Below are 16538 nucleotides of genomic sequence, written 5' to 3' on the forward strand. Positions count from 1 at the left end.
TTCATTATTTTATGTCTCAATCTTTAAGTGATTAGATAACATAAAAAGACTTAGCTAAACAGCCAAGTCTTCTTTCATAACATTTTATATTACAGCTCTTCCAGGAATCAGCAACTTACATCCAGGTTTTAAAGTTTCTTTCTCATCCAAGTCATTTAGTTTTACCAAATCCATAACTGTTGTTGAATATTTTTTAGCTAATGACCATAATGTATCTCCAGCTTGTATAACATATATTATTATACTAGCCACCTTTTTTTGAAGTTCATCTTCTACCATTTCCAATGCAGAAACCCACTTCTTAGAAGCATTATATATTACTTTTCCCACTGTGGAAACTGTGGCTTTTATAGCTATTGTTGCACCTTCTATCGAAGCTTGAATATTCTCGATAAAAGCACTAACTATACCTTTCATTTCTTTAAGTGCATTAGCAATATCTAGAGACGTCTTAAAAGGTATCTCTCCCTTTATTTTAATAACCTCTTTATCCATGCTATCAGTTTTATATATTACTTCTGCTTTTACAATTCCTTCAATTAAAATTTTCCCATCTGTAACCTCATTATTAGTTATTAGTACATTTCCTTTTGTAGATATTATACTCACAGGCTCTGGCATATCTTCAGTTAGTGTTATATTATCTTTAACTATAACTTCTCCCATTTCTTGCCCTTGCACTATACCTATCTTTGCCTCATCTGTACTTAATTCTATTTTAGTAGAAGGTGAATATGCATCCTTAATAAAATCTACTTCTTCTTTTTGTACTACTTTTAAATCTACTCTTGTAAGTACATTAAAATCTACATTTCTTGTTTCGCCTAAGTCATCTTCTCTTATTTGTACATCATTGCTTACCATATTAAAATCAGCATAAGCAATCATATCAGACGTAACTCCTATAACCTCTTCTTCTCTATTTATATATATATCATCTTCTAAAGTCACTAATTCCCTTCCATCGGCAGCTCTATATAATATATCAACTTTGCAAAAACACGAGGTTCCAACTCTATCTTCATAAAGTTTAACGTCTTTTTTATGAAGATTTATAGACGCCTTCAATATTTTTCCTATTTGAGGCTTATCCATACCTACTACCAAAGTTCCTTTACCCGATATTTCAAGTTCCTTTTTTGCAGATATTTTATCAATAGTTTCTTTACTCTTTAATATTTGTACATCTTTTAATCCCGTAACATCTTTCAAAAAATCTAGGTGAGAATTTTTGTAACATTGACTCTTTATCATTAAATTTCCTTCTATAGCTACTTTTCTTTCATTGATTATCTTACCTTCAATATGTTCAATTATACAATTTGCTTCACAGGAAACTCTATGTTCTGAATCTAGCGCTTCAATATAGCTATTAAACCTATCGCTATAAGAAACACTATTTACAACTACCCCATCTTCTTCTCTTGCTAAATATAAAACTAGATATTCTATAGTTCCGTCAATTGAAATTCTATCTCCCATAGATTCTTTGCTATTTATTATAGTCTTTGCATCCACTGAAATAATCTCCTGGACATCCGGATGCGTATCTGGAATTAAAAACTCTCCTCTTAATGGTAATTCATTAGTATCTTCTCTAAGTAATTGCTCATACTCTACACTTTCTCTTATAACATCTATCTGTGACATCATATCCCTCCCATAAAATACAAAATACCTAATACTATTTATACTTTCTTTCCTATAATATATGAATACTTTATACCGTATTTAAAATAATTATTACGACATATTTAAACATATATTTTATTAATTTTGTCGAAACATATATAATATTAAGTTTTTTTCTCAAAAGTTATTGACATGGTAATTAAAATGTCGTATTATAAAAGAGGTTATTGACCATATAACCTCTCATAAATTCTCAATACCCTTTTATACCATAGTTGAAAGATGGAAACCCACCATCTTTCTTTTTTTATACAATAAAAAAACTTCGATTTTTTTAATCGAAGTTTATCCTGCAAAGTATAATTGAACTGTCTTTGTCAAAACATCTGAATAACTATATGTCACTGTCCTTTGGGTGTCACTTTCTAATCTTACAACGAAAATACTAGGGTATACTCCTTCAAGTACTCCATTATTTACTAGGATCTTTTTTCTTCCACCGTTAGCCCTTAAGGTTACTTTTTCACCTACATGGCCTTCAAGGTCTCTTTTTATGGAAGCTAAGGTTCTATTCTTTTCCAAATTAAACACCCTCTTTCCATTATATATTTTACCTCAAAACCTCATAATTGTCAAATTAAAATTTTAATTTTATCACTATTTACTCCAACTTGTCAATCTAATTTTTAAATTCCAAAAATTTAATCTTATATTTTTTTATAATTTGTTGCTTAACATACAAATAAATTTTAATTTTACACTGGTATTTATTTATAATGTATACAGCAATATTTTAATTCTTAGTATGAGTTCTATAGTAGTATATCCATATAATTAATTATTATTTATATTTAGTAAATATTATTGATTTATCTATTTGAAACTTTTATTTATAAAAAATAAGAACTTCGATTTTTAAATCGAAGTTTATCCTCCAAAATACAATTGGACGGTTTTTGTTAATATATCTGAATAACTATATGTCACAGTCCTTTGTGCTCCAGTTTCTAGTCTAACGACAAAGATACTTGGATATACTCCTTCAAGTACTCCACTATCAACAAAAATTTTCTTTCTCCCTCCGTTAGCTTTTAATGTAACTTTTTCTCCAATGTGTGCTTCTAGATATTTCTTTATAGACGCAATCGTCGTATTTTTCTCCAACACTCACATCCTCCTTGTATTTTATTACTAGCAAAATTAGTTTTAAATATTTCTAATATTATACATAGGGTGATTTAGGATATCCTTCTCTGTATTTACCTCTTGTCTGTAATCCTCCTATCCCCTTTATACCGGTTATAGTATTTTCTATTACGTCAGTAATAGAAACTACCTTATCTATTCTTGTATAAGCTATTTTTTCGCATACAAATACAGGATCCAAACAATGAATCAATACTCGACTTGGTGAAGATGCAAAATTTGCTCCTGCATCTAATATACTTTCATAACAAGATTGGCAAGCACCTGCAAAAATCACTAATTCATCATAACTAGTATTAAAATTTCTAAGTGCCTTTACTGATTCAATATAGTATTTAGAATTCCTGTAGTTATTTAAATCTAAATAATCTTTTGAATTTTTTAATACACCATCATGCCCAGTTAATACCACTATATCTGGCTTTATTTCTTTCACCAGTTCTACTACCTGTATAGGCTGTTCTTTTTCAACTATCGCTTTTCCTACCGCATCAAGATTTAACTGTTTATATACTTTTAAACAATTTTCCATATAAACACTATCCCCATCTATGTGCAGAACTTTTCCAGGCCTCCCAAACATCAACTCTTTTTCTTGTATGATTTTGGGAGACTTTGTAATTCTATAAGCGCCATCTCTGGAGGTTATAGCCTTTTTTATTGCTTGATTGACCCTAGCATTAAGTATCTTGTCTTTCTCTCCTTGAAACTCGTCATTTACATGTTCTAAGTCATCGATAGATGCGTCAGCTATAATTCTTATATTTATGCCTTTTAAAACATAAACTACTCCGTCCTCATTTTCTTTTATATCAATTATTTTAAAAGTAATATCTTTTCCATATGACTTCCTAACTACAATATCGCCTATTCCCATATTTATCTCCTCATAAATACTGATATATACTATAATATGCCGAAACCCATATTGTGTGCTTTATAATACAAAAGAATAGAGTAAGAGGTTCAGCTCTTACTCTTTGATAAATTATTCTTTTAAATTATACGCTTCTTTAAATTCATCAATAAATTTTAAATAATCATCTTTCTCTTTACCCAATGACTCTAGTTTATTACCAAAAGTAACTTGTCCCCAATTAACCTCATTATAATAATAACGATTAGCTAATCTCCAATATCTTTGCGGAAATAATAGATATGCATATATAATACTATATTCCTCTTCTTTAATCTTGGAAATAGAATCATACGCCTTAAGTATGTCCTTAGCATAATCCACATTCCACCCAACCCTCTTTAGTACCTTTATCATAAAATTGGATATATCATATGATCTTACTTCTCTTTTACAATAATCAAAATCAATTATATTCACATTATTATCTTTGTCTAAAATTATATTGTGATAAGTATAGTCATGATGGCAAAAACTCTTTTCCTGTTCTGTAATATTACATATCTCTAAATAATTAGAGTTCTTCAATACTGAAAGTGCTCTTTTACCTAATTCTTTATAAAATTCTACAGTTTTAATATAATTTAAATCGAAAGTTCCTTTGTTACTTTTTTTCCTAGCCATGTCTCTCATTTTATCTAATGCCCTTATCCTTTTTTCCATAAGGTTAGGCCATCTTCCTAAATCAGTTTTTAATTTACTGTTTTCTGGAGGATCATACCCCTTACTGATTTCATGTAGTCTTGCCAATTCTTTTGCTGCGATTATAACCTCATCTAATTTATGAAAATCACATTCCTTTCCCTCTATCCACTCAGATAAAGTATATATATCTTCATTAACTAGTGCATAAGGTTCTCCGTCAATATTCAAAAAATATCTATCTACATTTTGATAACCTTTATTAATAATATATTCCTTTGCACCATATACAAATAAAAGTTTTTGAATTCCATAATTAATTTTTTTTAAGCACTTTTCACCTTTATCTGTTTTTAGATGGTATATCCCTTTATTGGGTTTAATGCTTTCTATCCTTATACCAAACTGTCTTTCAATTTCTGATTCCCTCATCATAGTTAATCACCCCCTAAATATTTATATGTGCTATCGCTAACAATTATTAACAATTATCAAAAGAAGTTAATATAATAAATTATAACTACTGCGAAAGGATTTAATAATGCATATTGGTATAGATGGTAGAGCTGCTAAATGGTATAGAGGTACTGGAATCGGCACATACACCTATCAACTAATATATAACCTAAATTTAGTTGACAAGATCAATGATTATTCACTCTTTCTTCCTAATAATTCAAATTTAGATAATCTTAATAGCAACTTTAAATTTATCAATACAGTTCATGATACCCAAGAAAACTTTTGGGAAGAGGTCTCTCTACCAAATATCCTTAAAGATGAAAATTTAGATATTTATCATGTCCCTCAAAATGGAGTAGGTTTACCAAATAATTTAGACAGTTCCTCAATAATTACCCTTCATGATATAATCCCTCTTAGAATGCCTGAAACAGTAAGTGATAGGTATCTAAGGATATTTAATAATGATATGAAAAAAATCATTGATGGAGTACAAGGAATTATTACTGTGTCTAACTTCTCAAAAGATGATATTTCTAAAGAATTTAATTATCCTAAAGATAAAATTTTTGTAACCCATTTAGCAGCTGAAAATATATATAAACCTATGGATAAAATTAAATGTAAAAAATTCTTAAGATCAAATTATTCAATAGATAGTAATTTCATATTATATGTTGGTGGTTTTAGCCCTAGAAAAAATATAACTGGTCTCATTGAAGCATTCTCATTACTAAAAGGCATATATACCCAAGATTTAAAACTTGTTATTGTTGGTAAACAAGGTATTTCTTACGAGAAATACAAAAATAGAGCCCTTGAACTTGGAATAGAAGATCAAGTTATCTTTCCTGGGTTTATCCCACTTGAACATATGCCTGTTTTTTATAATGCTTGTGAGACTCTAGTTTATCCTTCATTTTATGAAGGCTTTGGATTACCTCCACTTGAAGCAATGGCGTGTGGTACCCCTGTTATAGCCTCTAACTGCACTTCTATCCCTGAGATATTAGGAAACTCTGCACTTTTAATTAATCCTAAGGATGTATATGCGATTATGAATGCTATGTATAGCATATTAACAAATATAGATTTAAAGATAAAACTTACAGTTGAAGGCATTGAAAGAAACAAAATATATAATTGGAATAAAACTGCCTTAGACACACTATCAGCTTATAAATTTATAAATAAAATAAGATAATTATAAAGAGTGTATTATATATCTTAATGCCATATAAAATAAGAGTTTAATACTAAACTTTAAAGCTCCAATCCATGAAATTAAATATGGATTGGAGCTTCTTTAACACTTAATAAACACTATATATTATAATCCCCCCTTTACTTAGAACATATGTTTGCTATATAATATACTTAGCTTAATTTTTAGGAGTGATTTTTATGGATTTAATTAACAAACTTCGTATTTTATCGGATAGTGCTAAATATGATGTTTCATGTTCATCATCTGGATCTAGTAGGTCTAGTAAGAAAAATTATTTAGGAGATACCTCGAGCAGTGGAATTTGCCATAGCTTCACTCCTGATGGACGTTGTATATCCTTATTAAAAATCCTATTAACTAATTATTGTGTCTATGATTGTGCTTATTGTCAAAATAGAATGTCTAATGACTGTGAAAGAGCCGCTTTTACGCCTGAAGAAATATGTGATTTAACAATTAATTTTTATAAAAGAAATTACATAGAGGGTTTATTTTTAAGTTCAGGAATTTTAAAAAGTCCTAATTATACTATGGAATTGCTATTAAAAACCTTAAAATTATTACGTCAAGTTCATAAGTTTAATGGTTATATACATGTTAAGGCTATTCCCGGCTGTGATGAAGTATTGATTAAAGAATTAGGCAAATATGCAGATAGAATGAGCGTTAATATAGAACTTCCATCAGCTTCTTCATTAAAGCTTTTAGCTCCTCAAAAATCAAAAATCGACATACTTTCTCCTATGAAAACAATAGCTAAAGAAATAAATGAATTTAATTATAATAAACGAGTTTTTTCTCATTCTCCCACCTTTGTCCCTGGCGGTCAAAGCACCCAACTAATAGTGGGAGCAACTAACGAACATGATAAGGATATTCTTACTTTAAGCGAAAATTTATATAAAAACTACAAATTGAAGAGAGTCTATTATTCAGCTTACATACCAATTGTAAAAAACAATAAACTTCTCCCTTCAATATCAGTGCCTCCACTAATTAGAGAGCACAGACTATATCAAAGTGATTGGTTACTCCGTTATTATGGTTTTACAACCTCTGAGCTGCTTAACGAAAAAAATCCTAGTCTTAATTTAAAACTTGATCCAAAAAGTTTTTGGGCGCTAAATAACATTGATTTATTTCCTATAGAAGTTAATAAAGCCCCCTATGAAACTTTACTTAGAATTCCTGGTATAGGACTAAAATCAGCTAAAAGAATAGTGATTTCTAGAAGAGTTCACTCGTTATCCTATGAAGATTTAAAGAGCCTCGGAGTTGTACTAAAACGCGCACAATATTTTATATTATGTAAGGGTAAGTACTTAGGTGATACCTATTTTGACCCTCTACTAATTGAAAATAAACTAACAGACAAAAAAATTAAAGTTTATAATAATTCAGAAGACTATACTCAACTAAGTTTTTTCTCTCAATTATCATTAAATAAACCAGAAGATAGAATTACCAGTATAAGTGGTAATCTATAGATAGGAGTTTTATGATTGTACTAATACATGACGGAAGTTTTAATGGATTTTTAACTTGCATATATGAATGTTACTATTCATACAAAAATACTTCTTTAATATTTTCTAAACATTCATTTGAAGAAAATTTATTATACGAAAAAAAATATATAGCTACAGATGATGTAAAAGCAAATAAGGTATATACCTCTCTACTAAAAAATACTGGAAAAGAGGTTGTAGAGAATATTTACTATGCTTATTTATCCGATACCAAAGACTGTTTCTCATTAGCTTTTAAATATATACAACTGGCTTTTAAATTAGGTTCTTTAATTAACCATCACGTTTATGATAGTAGGGTTAAAAACATATTAGCTCTTAGAAATAAGGTTTTGAAGGAAACTCATATGTTTGAAGGCTTTGTTCGATTTTCTTTGATTAACGACCAAATGTTATATTCATCTATTGAACCTGATCACAATATTTTAGAATTATTAAGTTATCATTTTACCAAAAGATTTTGTAATGAAAATTTTATAATACATGATATTAAAAGAGAATTAGCTTTAGTTTATAGTTCACTACAAAATGACTATGAAATCATCTCTATGTCAATAAATTATTATGATGCATTAAAAAATTATAAAGAAGATATAACACAATTATGGAAGACTTATTATAACTCAACCACAATATCATCTAGACAAAACTTGAGGCTTCAAAGTAACAAAATGCCTAAACGTTATTGGAAACATCTTTTAGAAACAAAATAAAACCAGTTAATTCTGGTTTTATTTTGTAATCTTTTTTTCTTCATATATTTTCAGAAAATCTTTTCTATCTGGTTCATCTGCTAATTTATTTTGAAACTTTGATAAAAAGGATTCATAACTCCAATTCTTTTTCTTATTGTAGTAATTGTATACCAAATTATAATAATCATTTGGAAAAATCATTATTGCATATAATACTTCTAATTCATCCTTTTCTATCTTCCATACTGAATCATAGGCATTTATTATTTCTATACTTTTATCAAAATCATATCCATAATTTTTTATAGATTTCATCAAAAAATTACATATATCATGAACTCTAATATCTACTAAAGAATATTCAAAATCTATAAAATAAGCTCTATCTTCTGACAGTATAATGTTATGATGTGCCAAATCATTATGACATAACACTGTCTTACTTTCATCTCTACATAAATTTTCATAATTTGACTTTTCTATTCTCTTTATCGATTCATTTATATTCTCTATTTGTTCATCTATACTCTCTAGCAGAAGTTTATCGAAGGTATTCTTATATCCGTATTTACCTACTCTTTGTTTTATATCGAGTAAATTTTCTTTTGCTTCATTAAATTTATTAGGAAACTTCCCTAAGTTACTTTTCAAAATTTCTAAGTTACTGCCTTCAAGATACTTTAATATTCCTAGAGAAGATTTATGATATTGCGCTAGAGCTTTTGATGCTATTACTACATCTAAAGGATTTGAACAACAGCATTCCCTTCCCTCAATCAATTCCATAACACAATATATACCATCTTTCCATCTTACATAATAATTTCCATCCCCAGCTTTAACAAAGGTTAATATATCTGAATAACCATCCTTAATATAATCTAAAGCTGAAGTTATAAATTTCATATCTTCTGTATTTTCTATTTTTTTTAATATTTTTTTGCCCTTATCAGTAATCAAAATATATACACTTCGTAAAGGTATTAAATCCTCAACCTTTAAATCAAATAATTCAAATAAGTCAGTGTCTAAATCATAATCACAAAGGTATTTTTCATCCGAATATCTAAGCTTGTTCATAAAATCACCCTTCTATAATAATGTAATACTATTATCAAATTCATAAGCCTTCATAAATTTATAATAGAAGGTTTCTTCGTTCCATTGTTTCTTCCCTTCTTTATATTTTTGCAGAGTTTTTAACGTCTCTAGCGGAAAAGAAATATAGCCATTTAAATATTTTTTAGAATTATTGTCTAAACCTTCTTGAGTCAATATAAATTCTATAGCTTCATTATAGTTAATAATCTTTATCCTTCTTTTAATTTTTAATAAAAACTTTCCATAATCACTTTCTACAAAATTATAGGCTATCCCCTTTAGATCATATATAATAATCCCCTTATTATAATTTAAATTTTTATCATCGCAATAGCCTAACGTAATCTCTTTATTATCCATAGCTCTCCTAAATATAGACAAATAGTCTGATTTCTCTATTTGAGTTACAGCTAAATTAGATAAATTCAAAATATTTTCAACTTTTTCTTCAATTTTTCCCGGGAAATATCCGACTTCTAAATACCTGTTTACTCTTTTTTGAAGAACCTTAATTTGTTCGTAATCTTCTCCAATCGTACTTTGGATAGATGGTATAAAATTGCTAGGATATTCTCTCAAGATTTTGTGAATTTTATTAATAAGATTTAGTTGAAAGTATACCTCTCCCTCATTAAGTTGTTTAGCTATTACTTTTTCTTTATTCTTTAAAATGGTAATTCCTCTGTTTTTCAAGTACTCTTCTATGGTCAAAAATTTCATATATTTTCTCCACCATTCTCTAATTGCTTTATATCTTCAACAAATTCCTCTCTTTCTTCACAATCTTCTAGATATTTTTCTAGTTTATTCAGAAAAAAGTCCTCTTCCCAAGGTTGTTGCTCCCAATAATACTGTATTCCTAACTGCCAGTATTGTTGAGGAAATTTTATAAAAGAAGATATAATTTTGCTATCACCTTTTTCTAAAGAATTAATACTCGAATAGCTAGCTAATATTTCTTTCACTTTATTTTTACTCCACTTTCCATTTTTCATAGACCTTATAATTAATGACGAGAGGTCGTGTAGGTTAGTATCTAGAATTGAGTAATCGAAATCAATAACATATAATTCTTCATCATAGGCCCTAAGAACATTATGATGAGCATAGTCATGATGGCAAAAGCCTCTTTTAATAACTTCTTTATTCATCCTATTTATATAGTTAGAACACTTTAAACCATCTATAGTTTTTTCTATTATTGTTAGCTGATTCTGCATAGTTTCTAGATATAGCTTATCAAAATCGCTTTTGTATGCTTTTTGGTAGATACGATTCCTAAAATCTAATATTTCTTTTCCTCTTACATTAAAATTTTCTATCCATTTAAACCAGTATATTCTTGGTTTCATATCTTGATCTATTGTGAAACCTTGGCTACATAAATGAAGTTCTGCAAGTTTTTTAGTTACCTCTAATAATTCATGAATATTATCGTAATTACTTTCGCGTGATGGTATCCATGGAGATAAATAGCAGTACTTATTATCATATTCTATATAATCCATCCCCAATTTAGTCTTAAGTATAGGAGGAATGTTCTTAAAACCTTTTTTTTGAAGATGTAATATAGCAGATAAAATAAACTTAAAGTGAGAATAACTATAATTAATTGTTTTTAAGCAATATTCTTTATCATCACCTTTTACAATATATATATTTTTTTTCTTAACGATATCCTTTACCTCTATATCGTATTTTTCATTTAAGAAATCTTTTAGATTACTTAGTCCCATTAAGTTCCTCCACTGATTAATCCTCATTTATTATATGAGAATAATTATTCATGTGTGAATTATTCACCATTGGAAAAATATATCATATTTATATATTATAAACATTGTACTGGGGGAGTAGTATGAAGATTTGCGTAGATGCTAGAGGGTTAAACTGGTATAAAGGAACTGGTATAGGCACCTATACTTATAATTTATTAGTAAATATGATCAACTTAAATAGAGAAGATTTTTACCATATATTTTGGTCTGGTGGAGACTACGATTCTTTTCATAATGATAAAACAAAAATATTAATGGCTTCTAAAAAACATCAAAGATTTTTTGAATCTTACTATATACCCTCATTTGTAAAAAAAGAGCTTATAGATATTTATCATATTCCTCAAAACGGAATTGGATTAGAAGAGAATATAGATTGCAAAAAAGTCGTTACTATTCATGATCTTATACCTTATATATTACCCGAAACTGTAGGTAAAGGTTATTTAAAGAAATTCTTAACAACAATGCCCAAAATAATGGATAACTCTCATGGTATATTAACAGTTTCAAATTACTCTAAAAAGGATATTTTAAGATTTTTTCCTGAAATTGATGAGGATGATGTTTTTGTTACTCCTCTAGCTGCTAATGAAAATTACAGACCTTTAAATAAGGATATTTGCAAAAAACATGTTCAAGAGAAGTATGGTATAAATACTCCTTTTTTCTTATATTTAGGAGGATTTAGTTCAAGAAAAAATGTCAAAGGACTAATTTTAGCATTTGAAAAAGCTTTTAGAAGCTTTCCTAAAGAAAGAAGCCTATTAATTATTGGTTCATTGAGAGAAGAAGGAGAAAAATTGAAACAATTAGTTCAAGATAAGTCTTTACAAAAAAATATTGTATTTGGTGGTTTTTGTGAAAACTCTGATCTTCCTGTATTATATAATGCGTGTGAAGCTTTTGTTTATCCATCTCTTTATGAAGGGTTTGGACTTCCCCCACTAGAGGCAATGAGTTGTGCAACTCCTGTTATAACCTCAAATATAACATCAATCCCTGAAGTAGTAGGTGATAATGGTTTATTGATAAATCCACTTGATATATTGGATATATCAAATGCCTTAGTCAAAATATCTGAAGATTCAAACCTTAGTGAAGATTTAAGTATAAAAGGTCTTGAAAGAAGTAAATATTATTCTTGGGAGAATACAGCCAAAGAAACTCTAAAAGCTTACAATAAAATCAATGAAAAATACTTGTTTGAATAAAAAGATATCTCAAAATACTTTAAATAGTTATTTTGAGATATCTTTCTACTTCTACTTTCTAACATCTAATATATCATCTATTCTATCATAATCTGTTGTATCTGGAACTCTATTAACAATATTAGTCATTATGGATAACACTTTTTGATTATTAATTTCTTCAAACTCCTTATCTACAACTATATTATTATAAAAAGCTCTCGAGCTTGGGAAAAATCCTTCATTGTTTAAAGTATCCACGCTAATAAGATTTTGATTGTCTATTAAGAATCTTAAAAATCTATTAGCAACCTCTTGCCTTTCATACTCACTCTTCAACGCAGCAATATTATCTCCATCAAAGGAAACAGCTCTATTACCTCCGACTACAATAGCTGGAATCATTATAGCTTTTAATGAATTTTTTAAGTTATTGTTAATAATATTTTTATAATTATTTTTATCAGCGATATACCCTAGTGGAGTTTCTTTTCCCATTAAATTATCATCTTTAATTATATTAGTTATTTCTTCCGCTTGATTTATATTACCACCTTGATAAATAATAATCTTTTCTATCTCCTCAATAGTAGTTAAATCATATGAAAATAAACTTATTTCATTGTTAGATTTACTATCTATATCTTTATATAAATCTATTAATTCATTCCAACTTCTTATATCTTCTGATTTATATCCATATTGGTTCAATATATCTTCTCTAATAATTAAAAATTGAGGATTGCTCTGTATTGGTATACCTAAGTAATGTTCACCTTTTTTCACCTCATTTAATCTCCATGAATTAAAGTTCTTACTGTAACTATCTATTATGTTATCTTGATAGCTTATATGTTCTAAAGAATCATCATTTATACTTCTCAATGTTTTAGAATCTAACATTATAAGATTTATTTCATTTTCAACATTTGATGCTTTAATTAAATATCCTATTATTTCATCTTTATTATGTTTGGTAACATTAATTTTACTCTTCTTATTTGCACTCATAAACATTTCTGCTGAGTCTTTTAAGTAAACATAATTTTCTTCGTTAGTTATAATCTCAATACTCCCAACTAACTCCTTATTATTAATAATTTTAAACACTTTATACATAGATAAAACAAGTAGGGTAATCACAATTAATACTATTATATTTTTCTTTAAATTTCTCATAAATAAACTCCTTAAAGCGAACTTACTATAAACTTATCACAAATATCTTAATATATCAAACCTATCCATTTTCAATTGAAAATGATTATTCTTTTGCAATATGTAGAATTATATTTTATAATTATTAATGGATTTATATAGAAAATAAGGAGGGTAAAATGTATAATGCACATTGATAACTTAAAATATTTTTATGATATTGCAACCACTAAAAATATATCATTTGTGGCAAAAAAATCTCATATATCACAATCAGCATTGTCCCAACAACTTATCAAGCTTGAAGATAAACTTGATACCAAACTTCTAGAAAGAAGTAATAAAGGAGTCAATTTAACTCCTGAAGGTGAAATAGCACTAAAATATACTAAAACAATCCTAACAAGCTATAGTAGAATGCTAGAAGAACTAAATGCTTATAAAAACAATAAAAAGACAGTAAATATCTATTCTCTTTCCTACGTAAAAAACTTCATTCTACCAGGTTTTATAGGAGATTTCAAAAAAAACTTCAAAAATTATAAAATAAATTTATCTTCTATAGAAACACCATTTAATGAGGAGTCCCTAAACTCAAGTTCATTCGACATAATAATTAGTAGTGAAAAGTTTCTAAGAGAAGATATAGTATGCCAAAAGCTTTTTGATGATGAGTTTGTAGCCCTAGCATCCCCTAAGTTCAATATTAAAGATGAGTATACTATAGAAGAAATTCTTACTCTTCCTATAATAATAGTTAACAATAATACAAATATATCAAAATACGTTGAAGATAAACTATCTTCTTTTAACTCAAATAGAGATTCATTAAATGTTCTTTTTACTACTGACTCACCTCTCACCGCTTTAAATGCATTGCTTGTTAATGAAGCCATATCTTTTGCTCCAAAAACAGTTGCACAATTATATACTAAAGATCATAATCTTAAAGAGGTGAAAATAAGCAACTTTACACTTTCTTATTCTCTTTACCTATTGGTAAACAGATCATTTTACATGGATGAAAAAGTATTTATTGACACTCTCAAGAAAAAAATAAAAGGGTTCTTAAAATAAGAGCCCTTTTCTAATCTAATAATTTCTCATAAGTAATCCTTTGATAACTTCTATTAATATATCTTTATACTCGTTATCAGGCAACTTATTTATTCTCTTAAATGCCTTATTAGTATATTTCAATGCAAGTTCTTTTGCTTTTTCTACACCTTTATTTTCTCTTACTAATTTAATTATTTCATACACATCTTTGTCATCAAATGTCTCTTTTTTCATATACGGCTCTATTTTTTTCTTATCGTTTCTAAATGCAATTATAAATGGCAAAGTAAATATGCCTTGTTTTATATCATTCATTGCAGATTTTTTAATACTTTCATCAGTTCCTGTATAGTCTAAAATATCATCTATTATTTGAAAAGCCATTCCAATATTGTGACCTATATTCCAAAACTCTCTACATAGTTTTTCAGAACAATTACTTTCTGCAGCTCCTATATACATAGAAAGTGAAAATAATTCTGCTGTTTTTCCAGATATTCTAGATAAATAATTTTTAACCGATAATTTTTCACTAAATTTAGAATTAAGTTGTTCTATTTCTCCAAGACATATTCTAGACATAGACTTAGAATCTATCTTTATACTTTGTAAAGATCCTTCCGATGCTAATAATCTAAAACAAGCACAAAATAAATAATCTCCAATATAAACGGCATAATCTTTACCGTATTTTGATTGGATGGTTTCAGTACCTCTTCTAACCTTTGCATCATCTATAATATCGTCATGAACTAAAGTAGCCATATGCAGCATTTCTACTACAGATGCTAATGCTCTTACCTTACCTTCGTTACTTTCTCCCCATTTAGAGCTTATTATAACAAAAGCAGGTCTTAGCATTTTCCCACCTGACTCTATAAGTTCAATGATAGATTTTTCTATAAATTTATCTTTACATTTTGCGTTTTTCTTCATGAGTTTTACTACTTCTTCTAACTCATTTTTAATATATATATTACTATCCCACATTTTATCCATATAATCGCCTCAACTTTTAAGATATTTTACCAAAATACGGAAGTTTAGACATGTGCTTTAAGGCATAGTTCGCAGTCAGCCCAATAAAAAATCCAGTAAGAATTCCTACTAAAGATAATACCGGCAAATATAGCATAACACCTATATTCTTAACTATCCAAGACGCTATTAAAAGTTGCCCAACATTGTGAAAAACAGCACCAGCGCAACTTACTCCTATAATGCTTACTTTGTCTGCTCCAATTTTTTTTACTATTATCATTATTAAAAAACTTAGCAAGGCTCCAGAAAATGAATACATAAAAGAGGATAGATTTCCTCCAAACATTGTTGCTAAAGCTAGCCTTAATATAATAATATAAAATACATCTCTTTTTTTATCTAATGTATATAATGCAATTACTGTTATCAGATTTGCTAATCCAAGTTTAGCCCCTGGGGTTGCGAAAGGAACCGGAATCATATTTTCAAATATATGTAATACTAATGCTTGAGCAACCAATAATGACATATATACTAGTTTGGTTGTTTTTCTCATATAAATTCACCTCTAATATGAAAGAATCACTCCATCATCTGAAGTATCTCCTTTAATTTCTACCATCAATCTATGAGGTAAGCATACTAATTGTTCTCCTACCTTACCTATGTAGCCTGGTCTTATACATATTTTATCTGGGCAATCCGCCTCAATAATAGCAATAGTATCATCTTTAACTGAGACTACATTAATTCCCGATTCAGTTTTTACTTCTATTATTTCTTCGCCTTTGTGGGCTGATAAAGGTATATTTTTATAAACCTTTCCATTTACAGTAATTTGAGCATATTTACTATTGTAATTTTTATTCAAAACCACACCAAAAATCACCGCTGGAATAAAAGATAACACTACAAGTAGAATAATAATTACTATATCCCACTTTTTAATCATATCATT

At 28.1% G+C, this 16538-nt stretch carries 17 protein-coding genes; 5 read left to right on the top strand and 12 right to left on the bottom strand.

Annotated features, from left to right (window positions below; all coding sequences use genetic code 11):
* Positions 1 to 84: 84 nt before the first annotated feature.
* The 5 genes from BUA92_RS20550 to BUA92_RS20570 all read right to left on the bottom strand — a co-directional run bounded on the left by BUA92_RS20550 (position 85) and on the right by BUA92_RS20570 (position 4831).
* Positions 85 to 1650: a DUF3794 and LysM peptidoglycan-binding domain-containing protein gene (locus tag BUA92_RS20550; RefSeq protein WP_073022529.1), complete on the bottom strand. Its 1566-nt coding sequence runs from the start codon at positions 1648 to 1650 to the stop codon at positions 85 to 87.
* Between the two features lie 327 nt (positions 1651 to 1977).
* The gene (locus BUA92_RS20555; protein ID WP_021800455.1) at positions 1978 to 2214 is read right to left on the bottom strand and encodes a Veg family protein; all 237 of its coding nucleotides are present in this window, start codon (positions 2212 to 2214) and stop codon (positions 1978 to 1980) included.
* Between the two features lie 345 nt (positions 2215 to 2559).
* The gene (locus tag BUA92_RS20560; RefSeq protein ID WP_073022563.1) at positions 2560 to 2796 is read right to left on the bottom strand and encodes a Veg family protein; all 237 of its coding nucleotides are present in this window, start codon (positions 2794 to 2796) and stop codon (positions 2560 to 2562) included.
* 58 nt (positions 2797 to 2854) lie between these two features.
* Positions 2855 to 3715: a sporulation peptidase YabG gene (gene yabG, locus BUA92_RS20565; protein WP_073022530.1), complete on the bottom strand. Its 861-nt coding sequence runs from the start codon at positions 3713 to 3715 to the stop codon at positions 2855 to 2857.
* Between the two features lie 111 nt (positions 3716 to 3826).
* A complete protein-coding gene (locus BUA92_RS20570; protein WP_073022531.1) occupies positions 3827 to 4831 on the bottom strand; it encodes a CotS family spore coat protein in 1005 nt (334 codons plus the stop codon).
* 106 nt (positions 4832 to 4937) lie between these two features.
* On the opposite strand from BUA92_RS20570, the gene BUA92_RS20575 reads away from it, so the two are divergent.
* The 3 genes from BUA92_RS20575 to BUA92_RS20585 all read left to right on the top strand — a co-directional run bounded on the left by BUA92_RS20575 (position 4938) and on the right by BUA92_RS20585 (position 8328).
* On the top strand, positions 4938 to 6062 hold the full coding sequence (locus tag BUA92_RS20575; protein ID WP_073022532.1) for a glycosyltransferase family 4 protein: 1125 nt from the start codon (positions 4938 to 4940) through the stop codon (positions 6060 to 6062).
* Between the two features lie 200 nt (positions 6063 to 6262).
* Positions 6263 to 7573: a putative DNA modification/repair radical SAM protein gene (locus tag BUA92_RS20580; protein ID WP_073022533.1), complete on the top strand. Its 1311-nt coding sequence runs from the start codon at positions 6263 to 6265 to the stop codon at positions 7571 to 7573.
* An 11-nt stretch (positions 7574 to 7584) separates the two neighbouring features.
* The gene (locus tag BUA92_RS20585) at positions 7585 to 8328 is read left to right on the top strand and encodes a TIGR03915 family putative DNA repair protein (RefSeq protein ID WP_073022534.1); all 744 of its coding nucleotides are present in this window, start codon (positions 7585 to 7587) and stop codon (positions 8326 to 8328) included.
* A gap of 18 nt (positions 8329 to 8346) precedes the next feature.
* Here BUA92_RS20585 and BUA92_RS20590 read toward each other — a convergent pair whose 3' ends face one another.
* The 3 genes from BUA92_RS20590 to BUA92_RS20600 are packed head-to-tail and all read right to left on the bottom strand — an operon-like array spanning position 8347 to position 11147.
* Positions 8347 to 9390 carry a CotS family spore coat protein gene (locus tag BUA92_RS20590; protein WP_073022535.1) on the bottom strand — a complete coding sequence of 348 codons (1044 nt, stop codon included), beginning with the start codon at positions 9388 to 9390 and terminating at the stop codon, positions 8347 to 8349.
* 12 nt (positions 9391 to 9402) lie between these two features.
* Entirely contained in the window at positions 9403 to 10131 is a 729-nt protein-coding gene (locus BUA92_RS20595; RefSeq protein WP_073022536.1) for a hypothetical protein, read from the bottom strand.
* A complete protein-coding gene (locus BUA92_RS20600; protein ID WP_073022537.1) occupies positions 10128 to 11147 on the bottom strand; it encodes a CotS family spore coat protein in 1020 nt (339 codons plus the stop codon). Before BUA92_RS20600 ends, BUA92_RS20595 begins: the two co-directional genes overlap by 4 nt.
* 122 nt (positions 11148 to 11269) lie before the next feature.
* On the opposite strand from BUA92_RS20600, the gene BUA92_RS20605 reads away from it, so the two are divergent.
* Positions 11270 to 12403, top strand: a complete 1134-nt coding sequence (locus tag BUA92_RS20605) for a glycosyltransferase family 4 protein (protein ID WP_073022538.1) — start codon at positions 11270 to 11272, stop codon at positions 12401 to 12403.
* Positions 12404 to 12454: 51 nt separating this feature from the next.
* On the opposite strand, the gene BUA92_RS20610 is transcribed toward BUA92_RS20605, so the two are convergent.
* Complete coding sequence (locus BUA92_RS20610; protein WP_073022539.1) at positions 12455 to 13561, bottom strand: extracellular solute-binding protein; 1107 nt, start codon at positions 13559 to 13561, stop codon at positions 12455 to 12457.
* A 165-nt stretch (positions 13562 to 13726) separates the two neighbouring features.
* Between BUA92_RS20610 and BUA92_RS20615 the strand changes: the two genes are divergently transcribed.
* On the top strand, positions 13727 to 14617 hold the full coding sequence (locus BUA92_RS20615; RefSeq protein ID WP_073022540.1) for a LysR family transcriptional regulator: 891 nt from the start codon (positions 13727 to 13729) through the stop codon (positions 14615 to 14617).
* Positions 14618 to 14632: 15 nt separating this feature from the next.
* On the opposite strand, the gene BUA92_RS20620 is transcribed toward BUA92_RS20615, so the two are convergent.
* The 3 genes from BUA92_RS20620 to BUA92_RS20630 are packed head-to-tail and all read right to left on the bottom strand — an operon-like array spanning position 14633 to position 16532.
* Positions 14633 to 15598, bottom strand: a complete 966-nt coding sequence (locus BUA92_RS20620; protein ID WP_073022541.1) for a polyprenyl synthetase family protein — start codon at positions 15596 to 15598, stop codon at positions 14633 to 14635.
* Between the two features lie 16 nt (positions 15599 to 15614).
* The gene (locus BUA92_RS20625; protein WP_073022542.1) at positions 15615 to 16136 is read right to left on the bottom strand and encodes a Gx transporter family protein; all 522 of its coding nucleotides are present in this window, start codon (positions 16134 to 16136) and stop codon (positions 15615 to 15617) included.
* 12 nt (positions 16137 to 16148) lie between these two features.
* Positions 16149 to 16532, bottom strand: coding sequence for a NusG domain II-containing protein (locus tag BUA92_RS20630; protein WP_073022543.1), 384 nt, complete (start codon positions 16530 to 16532; stop codon positions 16149 to 16151).
* Positions 16533 to 16538: the final 6 nt, after the last annotated feature.

Origin of the sequence: Clostridium intestinale DSM 6191 (assembly GCF_900130055.1) — a bacterium.
GTDB classification, from domain to species: Bacteria; Bacillota; Clostridia; order Clostridiales; family Clostridiaceae; genus Clostridium_T; species Clostridium_T intestinale.